The organism is Rhizobium sp. R693 (assembly GCF_002211315.1).
GTDB lineage: Bacteria > Pseudomonadota > Alphaproteobacteria > Rhizobiales > Rhizobiaceae > Rhizobium.
This window is the reverse complement of sequence record NZ_LOKY01000034.1, coordinates 13,834-31,120: the sequence shown is the minus strand read 5'-3', so window position 1 is coordinate 31,120 and position 17,287 is coordinate 13,834. Positions and strand designations below refer to the sequence as shown.

General features: G+C 59.8%; 15 protein-coding genes. 12 read left to right on the top strand and 3 right to left on the bottom strand.

All coding sequences use genetic code 11. The features are described from left to right. Positions 1-39 precede the first annotated feature (39 nt). Positions 40-3,429: a DUF3971 domain-containing protein gene (locus tag ATY79_RS20865; protein ID WP_088704780.1), complete on the top strand. Its 3,390-nt coding sequence runs from the start codon at positions 40-42 to the stop codon at positions 3,427-3,429. A gap of 52 nt (positions 3,430-3,481) precedes the next feature. Here the strand turns inward: ATY79_RS20865 and tyrS are convergent, their stop codons facing one another. Next, the gene (tyrS, locus tag ATY79_RS20860; protein ID WP_088694224.1) at positions 3,482-4,738 is read right to left on the bottom strand and encodes a tyrosine--tRNA ligase; all 1,257 of its coding nucleotides are present in this window, start codon (positions 4,736-4,738) and stop codon (positions 3,482-3,484) included. Positions 4,739-4,854: 116 nt separating this feature from the next. Between tyrS and ATY79_RS20855 the strand changes: the two genes are divergently transcribed. Beyond that, a complete protein-coding gene (locus ATY79_RS20855; protein WP_088704779.1) occupies positions 4,855-5,973 on the top strand; it encodes an anhydro-N-acetylmuramic acid kinase in 1,119 nt (372 codons plus the stop codon). Beyond that, the gene (locus ATY79_RS20850) at positions 5,973-6,497 is read left to right on the top strand and encodes a GNAT family N-acetyltransferase (RefSeq protein ID WP_088704778.1); all 525 of its coding nucleotides are present in this window, start codon (positions 5,973-5,975) and stop codon (positions 6,495-6,497) included. The genes ATY79_RS20855 and ATY79_RS20850 overlap by 1 nt, the downstream gene beginning before the upstream one ends. On the opposite strand, the gene ATY79_RS20845 is transcribed toward ATY79_RS20850, so the two are convergent. Beyond that, positions 6,494-7,171 carry an alpha/beta hydrolase gene (locus ATY79_RS20845; RefSeq protein WP_007789602.1) on the bottom strand — a complete coding sequence of 226 codons (678 nt, stop codon included), beginning with the start codon at positions 7,169-7,171 and terminating at the stop codon, positions 6,494-6,496. The two genes, ATY79_RS20850 and ATY79_RS20845, sit on opposite strands and share 4 nt — an antisense overlap. 204 nt (positions 7,172-7,375) lie before the next feature. On the opposite strand from ATY79_RS20845, the gene ATY79_RS20840 reads away from it, so the two are divergent. The 9 genes from ATY79_RS20840 (at position 7,376) to ATY79_RS20800 (ending at position 16,252) form a co-directional block, all read left to right on the top strand. Next, a complete protein-coding gene (locus ATY79_RS20840) occupies positions 7,376-8,542 on the top strand; it encodes a cysteine desulfurase family protein (RefSeq protein WP_088694221.1) in 1,167 nt (388 codons plus the stop codon). Positions 8,543-8,685: 143 nt separating this feature from the next. After that, positions 8,686-10,155, top strand: coding sequence for a Fe-S cluster assembly protein SufB (gene sufB, locus ATY79_RS20835; RefSeq protein WP_088694220.1), 1,470 nt, complete (start codon positions 8,686-8,688; stop codon positions 10,153-10,155). Between the two features lie 72 nt (positions 10,156-10,227). Then, a complete protein-coding gene (gene sufC / locus ATY79_RS20830; protein WP_088694461.1) occupies positions 10,228-10,983 on the top strand; it encodes a Fe-S cluster assembly ATPase SufC in 756 nt (251 codons plus the stop codon). Between the two features lie 23 nt (positions 10,984-11,006). Beyond that, positions 11,007-12,281 carry a Fe-S cluster assembly protein SufD gene (gene sufD / locus ATY79_RS20825; RefSeq protein ID WP_088704777.1) on the top strand — a complete coding sequence of 425 codons (1,275 nt, stop codon included), beginning with the start codon at positions 11,007-11,009 and terminating at the stop codon, positions 12,279-12,281. Between the two features lie 12 nt (positions 12,282-12,293). Beyond that, positions 12,294-13,535, top strand: a complete 1,242-nt coding sequence (locus ATY79_RS20820) for a cysteine desulfurase (RefSeq protein WP_088694218.1) — start codon at positions 12,294-12,296, stop codon at positions 13,533-13,535. 11 nt (positions 13,536-13,546) lie between these two features. Next, on the top strand, positions 13,547-13,927 hold the full coding sequence (locus ATY79_RS20815; protein ID WP_018854912.1) for an SUF system Fe-S cluster assembly protein: 381 nt from the start codon (positions 13,547-13,549) through the stop codon (positions 13,925-13,927). Positions 13,928-14,063: 136 nt separating this feature from the next. Further along, complete coding sequence (sufA, locus tag ATY79_RS20810; RefSeq protein ID WP_088694217.1) at positions 14,064-14,456, top strand: Fe-S cluster assembly scaffold SufA; 393 nt, start codon at positions 14,064-14,066, stop codon at positions 14,454-14,456. 139 nt (positions 14,457-14,595) lie between these two features. Further along, entirely contained in the window at positions 14,596-15,213 is a 618-nt protein-coding gene (locus ATY79_RS20805) for a LysE family transporter (RefSeq protein WP_088704776.1), read from the top strand. Positions 15,214-15,292: 79 nt separating this feature from the next. Continuing rightward, entirely contained in the window at positions 15,293-16,252 is a 960-nt protein-coding gene (locus tag ATY79_RS20800; protein ID WP_088704775.1) for a UDP-glucuronic acid decarboxylase family protein, read from the top strand. On the opposite strand, the gene ATY79_RS20795 is transcribed toward ATY79_RS20800, so the two are convergent. Beyond that, the gene (locus ATY79_RS20795; protein ID WP_245312420.1) at positions 16,212-17,270 is read right to left on the bottom strand and encodes a glycosyl transferase family 90; all 1,059 of its coding nucleotides are present in this window, start codon (positions 17,268-17,270) and stop codon (positions 16,212-16,214) included. The genes ATY79_RS20800 and ATY79_RS20795 overlap by 41 nt on opposite strands. Between the last annotated feature and the right edge of the window lie 17 nt (positions 17,271-17,287).

Genomic DNA, 17,287 nt, shown 5'->3' with positions numbered 1-17,287 from the left:
TCTGGTCCAGACCACAAATTGAGGCGTTAGGCGAGGCGCATGTCGGCGATCCGCGGCGAGAAAATTACATTCCGCAAGAAAGATATCGTCGCACTGCATGAGCTTCCCTCGGCGCAGGCCGAAGATCCCATCATCGTCAGCTGCCCGCCAACGCGTTCGCGGATGCGCAGAACTGCCGGTGCTACGGGCGGCTGCGTTGCCGTCATTCTGTTCGTGCTCGCAGCAATTGTCTTCACAGTGGAAAGCGGCATGTTTGACGCGCCGCTGTCGCGGCAGGCGCAGGCTGCGCTCAACTCAGCCATCGGGCCGCGCTATCGGGCCGAGGTCGGTTCTACGGTCATCCGCTTCACATCGAATATGCGTCTTGCCCTCGAGGCGCGCGACGTCAACATGATCGATGAAGAGAGCGGCCAGCACCTTTCGACGACGCATGCTATGCGCATAGCGCTCGATCCGCTGCAACTCTTTCGCGGTCGCATAGCGATTGCGCAGATCGAGGCGGAAGATATCGCGCTCGATACAGCCCTGCTGCCGTCAGGGAAACCGCTCAAGCTTGATGATGTCAGGATCGACGAAATCCCGGCTGCGATGGGCGCTGCATTTGCCCAGCTCGACATGATCGACAGCTTCGTGGAGCGTGGGGGAACGCGGTCGGTGAAGCTCTCGGGCATCGACATCAAGCTGGCCGATACGGCAAACGGTCCGCTTTCCATCGTCGTTGACAGTCTGGCCTTCTCGAGGACACGCCAGGGCGCGCTGGCGCTGGATGGCGAGGTCGCGATTAATGGTAAGCCGGCAACATTCGGCGTCGTCACGGAAAGTGCCGAAGGACGCACTTCGAAGTTGACAGGGCAGGTGGTCGGCGTCGACCTGGGGCCGTTCACACTCAAGCGGAACGTCCAGGGTCAAATCCGGCAAGGCATCGACGGCTTTGGTGACTTGGCGATCTCTGCGGTTCGTACGGGCGACCAAGCGTCACCTGCGCTCGGTGCCTCAATCGAGCTGAAGCCGGGGCACTTTTATATGGATGGCGACGAGCAGGAGTTGAGCGGCGGTCGCATCAACCTTGCTTATGATTTTTCCAAGCAAACGCTCGAGATCGCGAAATCCCGCGTTCAGTTCGGCGCAACCTCCGTACCGGTTACCGGTGCGCTTATCGATCTGGACAAGATCGATGCCTCAGCCGGAAAGGGCTTCGGAATCGACCTGCTTGTCAGCGGCGGTACGGCAGCGCCAGTTGCGTCAGGCGAGCAACCGCTCGCTTTCGATATCCAGGCAACCGGCCGATACCTCGTTGCCGGTCGTGAGTTGCAATTCGAGAATATGCGGGTTTCGAGCCCGGCTGGCGGCCTCTTCGGCTCACTGCATGTCCGCTTCGGCGATGTTTCACCCGAGATCAGCTTTGCCGGTCAGTCGGAGCAGCTGCAAACGACGGCAGTCAAGCAGCTGTGGCCGTTCTGGATGGCGTCGAAGGGCCGCGAGTGGGTTCAACACAACCTCTTCGGGGGGACAGTTACCGACGCATCGATCTCTGTCTTCATTCCGTTTGGACGCCTGGACGAAGCCGTTGGCAAGGGTCTGAAACTCGATGCGAACCAGATCCGCATTGCGTTCGACATCGCCGATACACGGATGAACGTGGCCGGCGATATCCCGCCGATCCGCGATACGGATGCCCACTTTGATCTGAGTGGTCCGCGCGCGACAATTTCGATCAAGGGAGGAACGGCGTTCTTTCCCTCGGGACGATCGGTGACCGTCGGCGAGGGGACCTTTGTCCTGCCGTCGACTTACGAGAAGCCGCTCATGGCCGAACTCGATCTTCCCATCTCCGGCGCGGCGGACGCGGTCGGCGAATTGCTGACCTATAAGCCCATCCAAGTATTACAGCGCGCGGGCTTTGTGCCCGAAGATTTCAAAGGCAAGGTGTCGGCAAAAGTGCAGGCCCGGCTCGGGCTGATCTCGTCGCAGAATCCCCCGCCGGCCGAATGGAAAGCGGTGCTACAGCTACAGGATCTCGATGTCGCCAAGCCGATGTCCGGCCGTAAGATCACTGATCTCGACGGGGTGCTGAACGCGGATCCTAAGCAGGTAACCCTCGACGGAAAGGGCCTGATCGACGGCATTCCTGCCGGTATCGAGCTTGTCGAGCCAACGGATAAATCTTCCGACGTTCAACCGCAGCAGACCATCACCGCTACCCTCAACAACGACCAGCGGGAAAAGGTGTTGCCCGGTCTCAACGATATCATCGATGGGAGCATAGACGTCGAGCTCAACCGTATCGATAAGGACCGGCAGGCGGTCACCGTCGACCTTGGAAGGGCCCGGCTGTCTCTCCCATGGATCGGCTGGTCAAAAGGTAGCGGCATCGGCGCGACCGCCACGTTCGAATCCTCAGGCCCAGCCGACAACACGGAGTTGAAGAATTTCGTCCTCAAGGGGGATGGATTCGGAGCAAACGGCTCGCTTGTCATCGGCAAGGGCAGCCTTGTGAAGGCGGATTTCGACAGTGTCAAACTGTCTTCGCTGGACGACTTTGCCGTGTCGGTGAAGCGCGGCAAAGGAGGGCTTGATCTCTCTGTGTCAGGCAATAGCGCCGATGCTCGCCCGATCATCGCCAGACTGAAGTCTGGCGGCGGAGGCGACAATCCCGATCGCAATGGCAGCGTATCCGTCCGAGCCAAGCTCGGTCGCATCGTCGGTTTCAATGACGAGAAGATGCGAAATGTCGACATGCTTTACGTGTCTGCGGACGGCAGGCTGCAGTCGCTGAATTTTACCGGCGTCACCGACAGCGGCGAGGCGTTCGTAGCCCAGACGAAGAGCAATGGCGTCATTAATGTCACCAGCGGCGACGCGGGCTCCGTCTCGCGCTTTGCCGATCTCTATCGGCACATGATGAGCGGCCTGCTCAACCTACAGATTCGCCTCGGGGCGGGTGACAATTGGGATGGCTCGATCGACATCAGGCGCTTCTCTCTCGTCAACGAGCAGCGTCTGCACTCGATCGTTTCGACGCCGGTCGGTCAGGAGCAACGAAGCCTGAATTCTGCGGTCAAGCGGAACATCGACACCTCGGCACAACGCTTCCAGCGCGGCTTTGCGCGGATCGTTTCGAGGAACGGCGTGATCAGCATCGAGAACGGCGTCGTGCGTGGCGATCAGGTCGGCGCGGTGTTCCAAGGCATGCTGCGCGACCAACGCGGCAATATGGACATGACGGGCACCTTCATGCCTGCCTACGGCCTGAATCGGCTCTTTGCCGAATTGCCTCTGATCGGCATCATCCTCGGCAATGGCACGGACCGCGGCCTGATCGGCATCACGTTCAAGCTGACAGGAAAATTGGAATCGCCCGACATGATCATCAATCCGTTGTCGATCATCGCGCCCGGTGTCTTCCGGAACATTTTCGAGTTTCAATAGGCACAAGAAAGCCGGCGCGAGGCCGGCTTTCTGCTTGAGATCTCGACCGCGCTTAGGCAGCGCGACGGATCAGGATGTGCTTCTTCTTGCCGAGCGAGAGCTTGATGACGCCATCGGCAGTGATCTCCCCGCTGCCAACGATCTTGCGCTCGTCGCTGACAGCCTGGTCGTTGATGCGCACGGCACCGCCCTGAACGTGACGGCGTGCCTCGCCGTTCGAGGCTGCCAGGCCGGCGCGGACGATCAGCGACAGAAGGCCAATGCCGCCGTCAAGCTCGGCAGCCGGGACGTCGACCGACGGAAGGTTCTCGGCAAGACCGCCTTCCTCAAAGGTCTTGCGGGCGGTTTCGGCTGCCTGTTCGGCGGCCGCGCGGCCATGCAGGATCGCCGTGACCTCCGTCGCCAGTATCTTCTTGACTTCATTGATCTCGGAACCGGCAAGCGCCGAGAGGCGTGCAACTTCGTCCATCGGCAGCGTTGTGTAGAGCTTCAAGAAGCGCGAGACGTCGGCGTCTTCCGTATTGCGCCAGTACTGCCAGAAGTCGTAGGCAGACAGCATATCCGAGTTGAGCCAGACAGCGCCGGTCGCAGACTTGCCCATCTTGGCACCAGAAGCGGTCGTCAGCAGCGGCGAGGTCAGCGCGTAGAGCTGTTTCGTCCCCATACGGTGACCGAGGTCGATGCCGTTGACGATATTGCCCCACTGGTCCGAACCACCCATCTGCAGACGGCAATCATAGCGCTTGGCAAGCTCGACGAAGTCGTAGGCCTGCAGGATCATGTAGTTGAATTCGAGGAACGACAGCGACTGCTCGCGGTCAAGCCGCGTTTTGACGCTGTCGAAGGACAACATCCGGTTGACTGAGAAATGCCGGCCGACGTCCCGCAAAAACTCCAGGTAGTTGATCGAACGGAGCCACTCGGCGTTGTTGATCATCAACGCATCCTTAGGGCCTTCGCCGTAGGTCAGGTAATTGGAGAAGACCCGCTTGATCGAAGCAATGTTGCTCTCGATGGTGTCAATCGTCATCAACTGGCGTGCTTCGTCCTTGAACGAAGGGTCACCGACCATGCCGGTGCCGCCACCCATCAGCGATATGGCGCGATGGCCGGTCGCCTGCATCCAATGTAGCATCATGATCTGGATCAGCGAACCCGCATGCAGGCTCGGCGCAGTCGGGTCGAAGCCGATATAGGCCGTTACCGTTTCCTTGGCGAAGAGTTCGTCGAGGCCGGATTCATCAGAGATCTGATGAATGAAGCCGCGCTCTTTCAGCGTGCGGAGGAAATCGGATTTGAACTCGGACATGACCTTTTGCTCTCAGGTGCGGATTTTCGGATTGTCTATTGTTGAAGTGACGCGGCGCGTTTAGCACTGTTTTGCCGAACAGTCACCATTTTGCAGAAATCTTCCAGCGAGGGGCAATGGAGAAGATCAGGACCGCGATCGGCTTGATGAGCGGAACATCGATGGATGGCATCGATGTGGCGCTGCTGCGTACCGACGGCCGCGCCGTCGTCGAGCGCGGGCCCTTTCTCGGAGTTCCCTATGAGCCAACCTTCCGCGATCGATTGAAGCTCGCGCTGGAACAGGCAAAGGCCATTACGCAACGTGCGCAACGGCCGGACGATCTGGCGTCGATCGAGCGCGAACTGACGTTACGTCATGCAATTGCCGTTAGGGAATTTCTCGCCGCGAACGCGATCGACGCGGCCACGATAGACGTCATCGGCTTTCATGGGCAGACAGTGCTGCACCGGCCGGATGAGGCACTGACCGTCCAGATCGGCGATGGGGCGCTCCTGGCTCAGGAGACAGGGATACCGGTCGCGTACGACCTCCGCGCCAACGACATGGTTCACGGCGGCCAGGGCGCACCGCTGGTACCTATCTATCATGCAGCGCTCGCCGCCAACGTGCCTGATGCGACCTTGCCAGTCTGTTTCGTCAATATCGGTGGGATCTCCAACCTGACCTATATCGGCGCAGACGGCGTGCTCGTCGGCTATGATAGCGGGCCAGGCAATACACTGATCGACCAGTGGGTCGAGACCCATGCGGGTGTACCGTTCGATCAGGGGGGCATGATCGCCTCGGAGGGGCGGATCATCGCGGAACTGGCAGATCGCTACTTGAACAGCCCGTTCTTTACCGGGGAGAAGCGGCGATCGCTCGACCGCAACGACTTTCCGCCGCCATCGGGTGCAGACGCAGAGCTTGCCGATGGCGCTCGCACGCTCGCCCATGTCGCGGCCGCCTCGATCATCAAGTCCGCCGGTCACTTGCCGGTGACGCCGACCCTTTATGTCGTCTGCGGTGGTGGTCGGCTCAATCGCGTGCTGATGCAGGATTTGAAAGATATCGCCCATCGCCAGGGCGCCGAGGTGATAACCGCAGAACTGGCGGGATTCAATGGCGATTCAATGGAGGCTGAAGCCTGGGCCTACCTCGCGGTGAGGTCGTTGGACGGCTTGCCATTGACGTTTCCCGGCACGACCGGTGTGCGCGCTCCGGTCAGCGGCGGTGTCGTGGTGAAGCCGTGATGCGACAGGTGATTCTGGAGACGCGGCGCCTGGTCGCAGTTATGTGGGAACCCGACGACGCTGGCTTGATCCAGGAGCTTCACTCGACGATCGAGACGACGCGATATCTCTCTGGTGCGGCGCCATGGTCGCGAGAGAAGGCTGAGGAGCGGCTGCGCAACTGGTTTGGCGAGCAGGCGCGGGACGGAACAACGAAATACAAAATCCTCAGTCGTGAGGATGGTCGCTTCATCGGCCGCGCGGGTTTCTCACTGTTCGGCGGTGACCGGCAGGATTTCGAGCTCGGTTACTCACTTCGGCACCGCGAATGGGGCCAGGGCTATGCTACGGAGATTGTGAACGGGCTGGCGGACTGGTTTTTCGGACGGAACTTCGCGCCGCAGTTCATCGCTTTCACGCATCCGGACAATACCGCATCACAGCATGTCCTAACGAAAATCGGCATGCGAAGCCGCATGCCGATCACCATTGACGGATTGTCCTACCCGACGTTCGAACTGACCGCCGGGATGCGGTCGGCCTAGCGGATGCGCTTGGCGGCCGGCTCCGGCACCAGTTCGCCATTCAGGCGGCGATCGAGGTAATCCTCGCATTCGCTCATCAAGGTCTCGACCTGGCCGTTAAAGAAGTGGTTGGCGCCCGGCACCGTGCGGTGCGTGATCAGGATACCCTTCTGCGTCTTCAGCTTCTCGACGAGGCCGTTGACGTCCTTCTCGGGCGCGACCTTGTCGGCTTCGCCGTTGATGATCAGGCCGGAAGACGGGCAGGGCGCGAGGAAGGAGAAGTCATAGGTGTTCGGCTGCGGCGCGATCGACATGAAACCTTCGATCTCCGGGCGGCGCATCAGGAGCTGCATGCCGATCCACGAGCCGAAGGAATAGCCGGCAACCCAGCAAGTCTTCGAATCAGGATGCAGGCTCTGAACCCAGTCGAGCGCGGACGCTGCGTCCGAAAGCTCGCCCGCGCCGTGATCGAACTCACCCTGGCTGCGACCGATTCCCCGGAAGTTGAAGCGCAATGTCGTGAACCCGCGCTTCTGGAACATGTAGAAGAGCTGGTAGACGATCTGGTTGTTCATCGTGCCGCCGAACTGGGGGTGCGGGTGCAGAATGAGGGCAATCGGCGCGCTCTTTTCCTTGGAGGGCTGGTAGCGGCCTTCAAGGCGGCCTGCGGGGCCGTTGAAAATGACTTCGGGCATCGGTACTCCGGCGTTTTATTTCTTCGCGTTCGCGCTGCGCAGACTTGACGAATGTTGTCAGCTTTTCTAAAACGCAGTTTAGAACAATTCGAAACTTGCATGGCGCTCCACGCATTGTGGATGTGTCATAAGGCAAGCGCGGCCGAAATTTCAAGGAAAATGAGCCGAGCCGCCTAGCAAGGATTTAGCGCAGGACGAAAGATCATGGCGCCGCCACGCCTTTATCTCGATTGGAACGCGACTTCGCCGCTGCATCCGCATGCGCGCCACGCGGTTCTGCGCGCGATGGACCTGTTCGGCAACCCGAACTCGGTGCATGGCGAAGGCCGCGCTGTGCGAGCTGCAATCGAGCAGGCACGTCGGCAGGTGGCGGCGCTTGCGGGTGCTGATCCCGCGCATGTGATCTTTACCAGTGGCGCCACGGAAGCAGCCAACACGGTGCTGACGCCAGATTTCAAGATGGGTCGGACGCCGCTTACAGTCAGCCGGCTTTACTATTCGGCGGTCGAGCATCCCGCGGTGCGCGAAGGAGGCCGGTTCCCGAAGGAACAGACGACAGAGATTCCGGTTACCGAGGCTGGCGTTGTCGATCTTGATGCGCTTGGCACCCTGCTTGCGGCTCACGACAAGTCGACCGGATTGCCGATGATCGCGGTCATGCTTGTTAACAACGAGACCGGCATTGTTCAGCCAATGGCCGAAGTCGCGAAGATCGTACAGGCCTATGGCGGTCTGCTCGTTGTCGATGCCGTGCAGGCGGCAGGGCGCTTGAAATTGGATATCAACGCACTCGGCGCCGATTTCATGATCGTGTCAGCGCACAAGATCGGCGGTCCGAAAGGTGCGGGTGCGCTTGTCACGCGCGGCGAAGTGTTGATGCCACGGCCGCTGATCCATGGCGGTGGGCAGGAGAAAGGTCACCGTTCGGGGACAGAGAATTCGCTTGCGGTGATCGGTTTCGGTGCTGCGGCCGAGGCTGCTGTCGCGGAACTTGAGACGCGCACCGAGGCCATTTCGGCGCTGCGCGATCGACTGGAAACCGGAATGCGCGGCGCGGCGCCCGACGTCGTCATCTACGGCTCCGAGGGCCAACGCGTTTCGAACACGACTTTCTTCACGCTTCCGGGGCTGAAGGCCGAAACTGGCCAGATCGCCTTCGATCTCGAAGGTGTCGCGCTCTCTGCAGGGTCTGCGTGCTCGTCCGGCAAGGTCGGCGAGAGCCATGTTCTCGTTGCCATGGGGCGTGATCCCAAGCTCGGTGCTTTGCGCATTTCGTTGGGCTTTGCCACGACCGAAGAAGAGATCGACAAGGCGATTTCCGTCTTTGCGAAAATATCCGCTCGGCGCAAGCCGGCCGGGGAGGCGGCGTGACCGCTTCATAAATTTGCGGAAACGCAATTTTCCGCTTGCCATTCGGGCTGAAAAGTCCCTTTTGGCCACCTACATACGGGGCAAACGATACCGCCCGAACGACAAGCTGCCGGACCTTTTCTCCGGCGAGATTGGAGAATGACATGCCCGCCGTCCAGGAAACGGTTGATCGCGTCCGCCAGATTGACGTTGATCAGTACAAATACGGTTTCGAGACCATCATCGAAATGGACAAGGCGCCCAAGGGCCTGTCCGAAGACATCATCCGTTTCATCTCCGCCAAGAAGCAGGAGCCGGAATGGATGCTCGAATGGCGGCTTGAGGCCTACAAGCGCTGGCTGACACTCGAAGAACCGACCTGGGCGCGCGTCGATTATCCGAAGATCGATTTCAACGACATCTACTACTACGCCGCGCCGAAAAGCACGCCTGGTCCGAAGTCGCTTGATGAGGTCGATCCGGAGATCCTCAAGGTCTACGAAAAGCTTGGCATTCCGCTAAAGGAGCAGGAAATCCTGGCGGGTGTCGAGAAGCCGAAGATCGCGGTCGATGCCGTTTTTGACTCCGTCTCCGTCGTTACGACCTTCAAGGAAGAGCTGAAGAAAGCCGGCGTGATCTTCATGTCGATCTCGGAAGCCATCCGCGAGCACCCGGAACTGGTGCGGAAGTACCTCGGTTCCGTCGTTCCCACGTCCGACAACTATTATGCGACCCTCAACTCCGCCGTCTTCACCGATGGCTCGTTTGTGTTCGTCCCGAAGGGCGTTCGTTGCCCGATGGAGCTGTCCACCTACTTCCGCATCAACGAAAAAAACACCGGCCAGTTCGAGCGCACGCTGATCATCGCTGAGGAAGGTGCATACGTGTCTTACCTCGAAGGTTGCACCGCGCCGCAGCGCGACGAAAATCAGTTGCATGCCGCCGTCGTTGAGCTCGTTGCGCTCGATGATGCGGAGATCAAGTACTCGACGGTTCAGAACTGGTATCCGGGCGATGCCCAGGGCAAGGGTGGTATCTACAACTTCGTCACCAAGCGCGGCGATTGCCGTGGCGACCGCTCGAAGATCTCCTGGACGCAGGTCGAAACCGGCTCCGCGATCACCTGGAAGTATCCGTCCTGCATCCTGCGCGGCGACGATAGCCGCGGCGAGTTCTATTCGATCGCCGTCTCGAACGGTCATCAGCAGGTCGATAGCGGTACCAAGATGATCCATCTCGGCAAGAACACCTCGAGCCGCATCATCTCCAAGGGTATTGCGGCCGGCGTTTCGCAGAACACCTATCGCGGCCAGGTATCGGCGCACAGGAAGGCGAGCAACGCGCGCAACTTCACGCAGTGCGATTCGCTGCTGATCGGCGACAAGTGCGGCGCCCATACAGTTCCGTATATCGAGGCAAAGAACTCCACGGCGCAGTTCGAACACGAGGCAACCACCTCGAAGATCTCGGAAGACCAGCTCTTCTACTGCCTGCAGCGCGGCATTCCGGAGGAAGCGGCGATCGCCCTGATCGTCAACGGCTTCGTCAAGGAAGTCCTGCAGGAGCTGCCGATGGAATTCGCCGTCGAGGCGCAGAAGCTTATCAGCATCTCGCTCGAAGGCAGCGTCGGCTGACGCAACATGACATGAATGCGCGAGGGCGCGTGGATCGCGCCTTTCTCCGATTGCTTTTTATGGGACAAAACCATGCTTGAAATTAAGAACCTGCACGCCCGCATCGCCGAAGACGGCACCGAGATCATCCGCGGCCTGAACCTCACCGTGAAGGCTGGCGAAGTCGCCGCCATCATGGGCCCGAACGGCTCCGGCAAGTCGACGCTCTCCTACGTCCTGTCGGGCCGCGAAGACTATGAAGTCACCGAAGGTGACATCCTTTACAACGGCGAGAGCATCCTGGAACTCGACGCCGCCGAGCGCGCTGCCAAGGGCATCTTCCTGGCTTTCCAGTATCCGGTCGAAATTCCGGGCGTTGCCACGATGCAGTTCCTGAAGGTTGCGATGAACGAGCAGCGCAAGGCGCGGGGCGAAGAGGAGCTGAAGACGCCTGACTTCATGCGCCTCGTCAAGGACGCAGCCGGCAAGCTCCAGATCAATACCGAAATGCTGAAGCGCCCGCTGAATGTCGGCTTCTCCGGCGGTGAGAAAAAGCGCGCCGAAATCCTGCAGATGGCACTGCTGCAGCCGCAGCTTTGCGTACTCGACGAAACCGACTCCGGTCTCGACATCGATGCTCTCAAGATCGTTGCCGATGGCGTCAACGCGCTGCGTTCGCCGGATCGCGCTGTCGTCGTCATCACGCACTACCAGCGCCTGCTCGACTACATCGTTCCGGATACCGTTCACGTTCTCTACAAGGGGCAGGTGATCAAGTCGGGCGACAAGACGCTAGCGCACGAGTTGGAAGCCAATGGCTACGCCGACATCATCGGGGCGGCAGCCTGATCGAGGCGGAAAGGACGAGTCTCATGAACATGCAGACGACGAGCCGCCAGACCGCCGCGGAAGCGGCGCTCATCGAGGCTTTCAACAACCAGATCGGCGAACTGCCGGGCGACGGTTCGGTCATCGCCATCCGGGACAGGCTGCTTGACGACCTGAAGAAGGCGGGTTTGCCGACGCGCCGCATCGAGGCCTGGCACTATACCGATCTCAAGACCCTGCTGCGCGCCATTCCGGACCAGGCTGGCGACGCCGGCTCCGAAGCACGCGACCCGCTGGTCGAAGAGTCCTCGGTTCTGTCGGTTATTCAGGGCGTTCCCGATCTCAGGGCTTCGGTCGATGGCCTCGATATCTCCGACTACGCGGCTCTGCTCTCGAACGGCACAGCTGCCACCAGCCTCGGCGCACTCGGCAACGACGACGCAATCGGCCGCATCAATGGCAGCTTCGTTCGCGATGGCTATGTCATTGACGTAGCGCCCGAAACCGATCTTGAGGCGCCGCTTGAGATCCAGTTCGTTCACGCTGGCGGCCAGACGCATACTCGCCTGCCCGTCAACTTCGGCGCCAACGTCAAGGCAACTGTCATCGAACGTCACCTCGGAGTGACGTCGGATGCGGCTTTTGTGTCGCATGTCAGCGACATCACGGTCGGAGAGGGCACGGAGCTTACCTGGATCATCATCCAGCAGCAGGGTGCAGACGATACGCACCTCGGCCAGATCCGCGTTGATCTTGGCGCCGATGCCAAGCTGAAGCTTTTCGTCATCAATGCTGGCGGCAAGCTGGTTCGCCAGGAACTGCACATCAAGGTGACGGGCGAGGGCGCCGATCTGACGCTGCGTGGCATCAATCTGCTTGGTGCTGAGACGCATACCGACGTGACGATGATGCTCGGCCATAACGTCCCGCATACCGGTTCCACCGAAGTGATCCGCAACGTCGTCTTCGACCGCGCGAAGGGGGTCTTCCAGGGCATGATCCGCGTTGCGCCTGACGCGCAGAAGACCGACGCGAAGATGGCGTGCAACACTCTGCTGATGTCTGACGACGCCGAATTTTCGGTAAAGCCGGAACTTGAGATCTTCGCTGACGACGTTCAGTGCGGTCACGGCGCCACCGTTGCGGACATCGACGACAATCATCTGTACTACATGATGGCGCGCGGCATTCCCCGGGCGAAGGCACGCGCTATGCTCGTCAACGCCTTCGTTGCCGAGATCGTCGAAGAACTTGAAGACGAAGCCCTGGTCGAATCGCTGGAAGGCGTCATCTCGGCCTGGCTCGAGAAGCACGCCTGATCGGATAGCGTCATGGACAAGATAGTTCCGGCCACAGCATACGACGTCGAAGCCATTCGCAAGGATTTCCCGATCCTTGCGCGGGAAGTCTATGGCAAGCCGCTGGTCTATCTCGACAACGGCGCCTCCGCTCAGAAGCCGCAGGCGGTGATTGATGCGATTTCGTACGCCTATTCGAACGAGTATGCGAACGTTCACCGTGGTCTGCATTTCCTCTCGAATGCAGCAACCGATGCCTATGAGGGCGCGCGCGAGAAGGTCAGGCGCTTCCTGAATGCGCCTGATGTCAACGACATCATCTTCACGAAGTCCTCGACCGAAGCGATCAACACCGTCGCCTACGGCTGGGGCATGCCAAAGCTCGGCGAGGGCGATGAGATCGTCATCTCGATAATGGAGCATCACTCCAACATCGTGCCGTGGCATTTCATCCGCGAGAGGCAGGGCGCCAAGCTGGTCTGGGTACCCGTCGACGACGAGGGCGCTTTCCACATCGAGGATTTCGAGAAGAGCCTGACGGAACGGACGAAGCTCGTCGCCATCACGCATATGTCGAATGCGCTTGGCACAGTGGTTCCGGTCAAGGAAATCTGCCGTATCGCGCATGAGCGCGGCATTCCTGTACTGGTCGATGGTTCGCAGGGCGCCGTCCACATGCCTGTTGACGTGCAGGACATCGATTGCGACTGGTACGTGATGACCGGCCACAAGCTCTATGGGCCGTCGGGCATCGGCGTGCTCTATGGCAAAAAGGAGCGGCTCCGCGAGATGCGGCCCTTCCAGGGCGGCGGTGAGATGATCTTCGAGGTGACGGAGGATGCCGTGACCTACAACGATCCGCCGCATCGCTTTGAAGCCGGGACGCCACCGATCGTCCAAGCGATCGGGCTCGGCTATGCGCTCGATTACATGGAGAAGGTTGGCCGCGAGGCGATCGCCCGCCATGAGGCAGATCTCGCTGCCTATGCCGCAGAGCGATTGCAAGCGGTCAATTCGTTGCGAGTGTTCGGCACGGCGCCGGGCAAGGGCGGTATCTTCTCCTTCGAGTTGGCCGGTCTGCACGCGCATGACGTGTCGATGGTGATCGACCGTCAGGGCGTTGCGGTTCGCGCAGGCACCCATTGCGCCATGCCCCTCTTGAAACGCTTCGGTGTCACCTCCACGTGCCGCGCGTCCTTCGGGATGTATAATACACGGGCCGAGGTCGATGCCTTGGCCGATGCGCTGGAATATGCGCGCAAGTTCTTTGCCTAAGGAGTGTCCATATGAGCCTGGACGAAAGCGAACAGAAGATCGACGTGCGCGAAGGCATCGTGCATTCCAGCATTCCGGCCGATGAACTGGCGCGTCTCAGCGACGATGTGATCTCGGCGCTCAAGACAGTCTATGATCCTGAAATTCCGGCCGACATCTTCGAGCTCGGGCTGGTCTACAAGATCGATATTGAAGACGACCGCATGGTGAAGATCATGATGACGCTGACGGCGCCGGGCTGCCCGGTCGCCGGCGAGATGCCGGGCTGGGTCGAGAATGCCGTCGGCGCGGTCGAGGGCGTGTCCGGCGTCGAGGTGGAAATGACCTTCGATCCGCCGTGGACGCCGGACCGCATGTCGGAAGAGGCGCAGGTCGCCGTCGGTTGGTATTGAGCATGATCCGAAGAGTCGCAGACTTTTCGGATCAGATCATGCGGTCCGGTTGGTATTGATCGGTTAAGCTGCTGGCACTACATTTGAATCGTGAAACGCCGGACCTTTAATCCGTGCGCGGAAGGAGAAGAGGCCGATGGGCTTTGCAATCATGAGCATGACGGAAGCCGCCGCGAACCGCGTGAAGGCTATCGTCGAAAACTCTGGGCCGGAGGCCAAGGGCATTCGCGTCGGGATCAAGAAGGGTGGCTGCGCGGGGATGGAGTATACCATCGACCTCGTGACCGATCCGAATGCTAAGGACGATCTGATCGAGCGCGATGGCGCCAAGGTCTGGGTCGAACCATCAGCCGTGCTCTACCTCCTCGGCACGGAAATGGGCTTCGAGAGCACGACGTTGCGGTCCGGTTTTACCTTTACCAATCCGAACCAGACGTCTGCCTGCGGCTGTGGCGAATCCGTCGAGCTGAAGCCGGCGGATCTCGCGGCGCTCGCCGCTCAGGGCAACGCTGTCGTTCCCGCGCACTGATTGTCACAATCGTCGAATTATCGATGAGGCTGCCGGTTTCGGTGGCCTTTTTTATTCTACCTCATCGCGATGGCGCTCTAAGGGCTCTCTTTCGAAAAGTCCGCAGGATTGTCTCCTACGGAAAGGAACCGACTGAACAATGCTACTGCTGTTTGCGAAGGGCGCTCTGCTGGGTGTCATCATCACCGCGCCACTGGGGCCGATTGGAATGCTCTGTATCAAACGTACCCTGGAGCGCGGCTTTTCCGCCGGTTTTTCCTGTGGCCTCGGAACTGCGCTCGGTGATGCCAGTTATGCGCTGGTAGCTGTAACCGGCATCGCGGTCTTCGAGCAGACCATGTCGGCAGCAACGCTGCCTCTGGCGATTGGTGGAGGCATATTGCTCCTCGCGCTGGGCTATCGTGGGCTCACGCACGATCCGGTCCGGGCGGCAAATGTGAGGGCGGCGGGTCTGATGGGCACAACGCTTGCAACGTTCTTGCTGACGGTCTCTAATCCCGCCACCATTCTCTCCTTCGGCGCGCTGTTTGCCGGTTTCGGGTTGACAGAGGAGACACGACGATTCAGCTCGGCTGTCATCGTCGGTGGTGTTTTCAGCGGGTCGCTGGCCTGGTGGTTCTTTTTGAGCGGTACGGTTAGCTTTGCCAGGGACAAATTGCCAAGGGATTTCACAGCAAAGGTCGTGCGGGGAACAAGCTACCTGCTGATACTCTTCGGCCTCGCTGCGCTCGCCTCTGCGGCCTACTCGCTTCTCTAGCGTGCGGCCTTGTCTCCTCCCTTGAAGGCAGATCCAATTCGCGATAGGCGTGCAACGTCACAAACAAGCGCAAGCCATTATGAGTCAACGCATCCTTGTTACCGGCGGCGCCGGCTTCGTGGGCACACATCTTTGCGAAAAGTTGCTCCAGAGAGGGCATCAGGTTGTCTGCATGGACAATTTCGCGACCGGTTCCATGCACAATATCGCGGAATTGCTCAATAACCCCGCCTTCAGACTGCTGACCCACGACGTGAACGAGGCCGTGAGCCTCGAGGTTGACCAAATCTACAACCTGGCGTGCCCAGCCTCACCGGTCCATTATCAGGCCGACCCGATCGTGACGCTGAAGACGAGCGTCGTCGGAGCGCTCAATGTGCTCGAGCTGGCTCGACTCAGGAATATCCCAGTGCTGCAGGCGTCGACATCGGAGGTTTACGGCGATCCGCATGTCCATCCGCAATCGGAAACCTACTGGGGCAACGTCAATCCGATTGGCCCGCGAGCCTGCTACGACGAGGGAAAGCGGAGCGCCGAGACATTATTTTTCGACTATTGCCGCCAGTTCGGCCTGCCGATCAAGGTCGTACGCATTTTCAATACCTATGGTCCCCACATGCATCCCGCCGATGGGAGAGTTGTCGCAAATTTCATCATTCAGGCATTGTCGGGCGACGACATCACCATCTATGGCGACGGAACACAGACGCGGTCATTTTGCTACGTGGATGATCTGGTGGCGGGTCTGATGGCCATGATGAGCAGTCTTCCGGACATTACCGGCCCCATCAATCTTGGAAATCCCGAAGAGCTCACGATCCGCCAGTTGGCGGACCTTGTCCTCGAATTGACCGACTCCAATTCGAGGATCGTCCATCGTCCGCTTCCCGCTGACGATCCGCGTCAGCGGTTGCCGGATGTCGACAAGGCGAGGCGGCTTTTGAACTGGACGCCAAGTGTCCCGCTCCGCGAAGGCCTGATGCGCACGATTGCCCACTTCAAATCCGTTCGTACGATGCCGGTACTGGCGGTCGTTTAGGCGGATTATCTCCATCCCAGTGTTCTTCAATAAGGTCGGCAGCGCGCCGAGCCTGGGTTGCGAAAGTGAGCGTACGCGCCAGCGCCTGACCGCGCTCCGCGATGGCCTCGGCCTCCATTTGGTTGCTGCGTACCCAGTCGATCTTCTCGCGGAAGTCCGACATATCGGCAGCCACCGGCACATAGTGTTCGAATGGCCTGAGTTCGTCATAGTACCACTGGCGAAAGCCGAATTGTGACTCGACCTTGAGAACGCAGCATCCATAGAGCATGCGAACCAGGAGGTTCGACCATGTGTTGGTGAACCCGTCGATATCGATCGCGAACTTGCGCCCAAGCCAGCTCTGTGCCGGAATTGGCTGACCCAGGAACTTTTGCCTGTGCACCAGTGTCTCATACTCGTCCGCACTCGGATGGAGATCGACGAATCGGACGTCTAATCCCGCCATGTCCCTAAGCTGCATGACCATGCGAATCCTCTGCAGGACGGTGGGATTGTTGATGTCTTCCCGGGCAAAGCTCGCCCAGCCACATCCATTCATGCCCCCACGCCAGACGATGTCGTTCGAGCGGTCCTCCCAGCGCGGCGCGGTCCTCCCGCGTTCCATTTCGGCAGCAAAGCCGTCATGCTGAAATAAATGCGGATCTGGCAAGCCCACATGATGAGGAAATCGCACCGACGCAGCAAACCGTGCGTTGGAGACCGCCTGGCCATCAGTGGCATTGACGGTGATCTGCCTCACCTCTGGCGGGCACAGGCTAAGCCAATAGGCAAAGCTGCAAACCTTGTACTGCATGTGTCCCGAAAACCACCGTGTCGCGGCGCTTTCGAGAACAAGCGTGAACTGTTGCCCATGCCGCTCGATCCGAACATCTCGGGGCGGATTGCCAGCATCGGCATAGCCAATGCGAACCCTTGGCGGTCGGGCGCCGACCCGTTCGAACTCACGCCTGAAATAGGTGCCAACTCGTCGCGTGCTGTAGAGGCGAAGCGGATTGAGAGCGGTAGAGTAGGTCATCATGCTCCTAAGCTGAG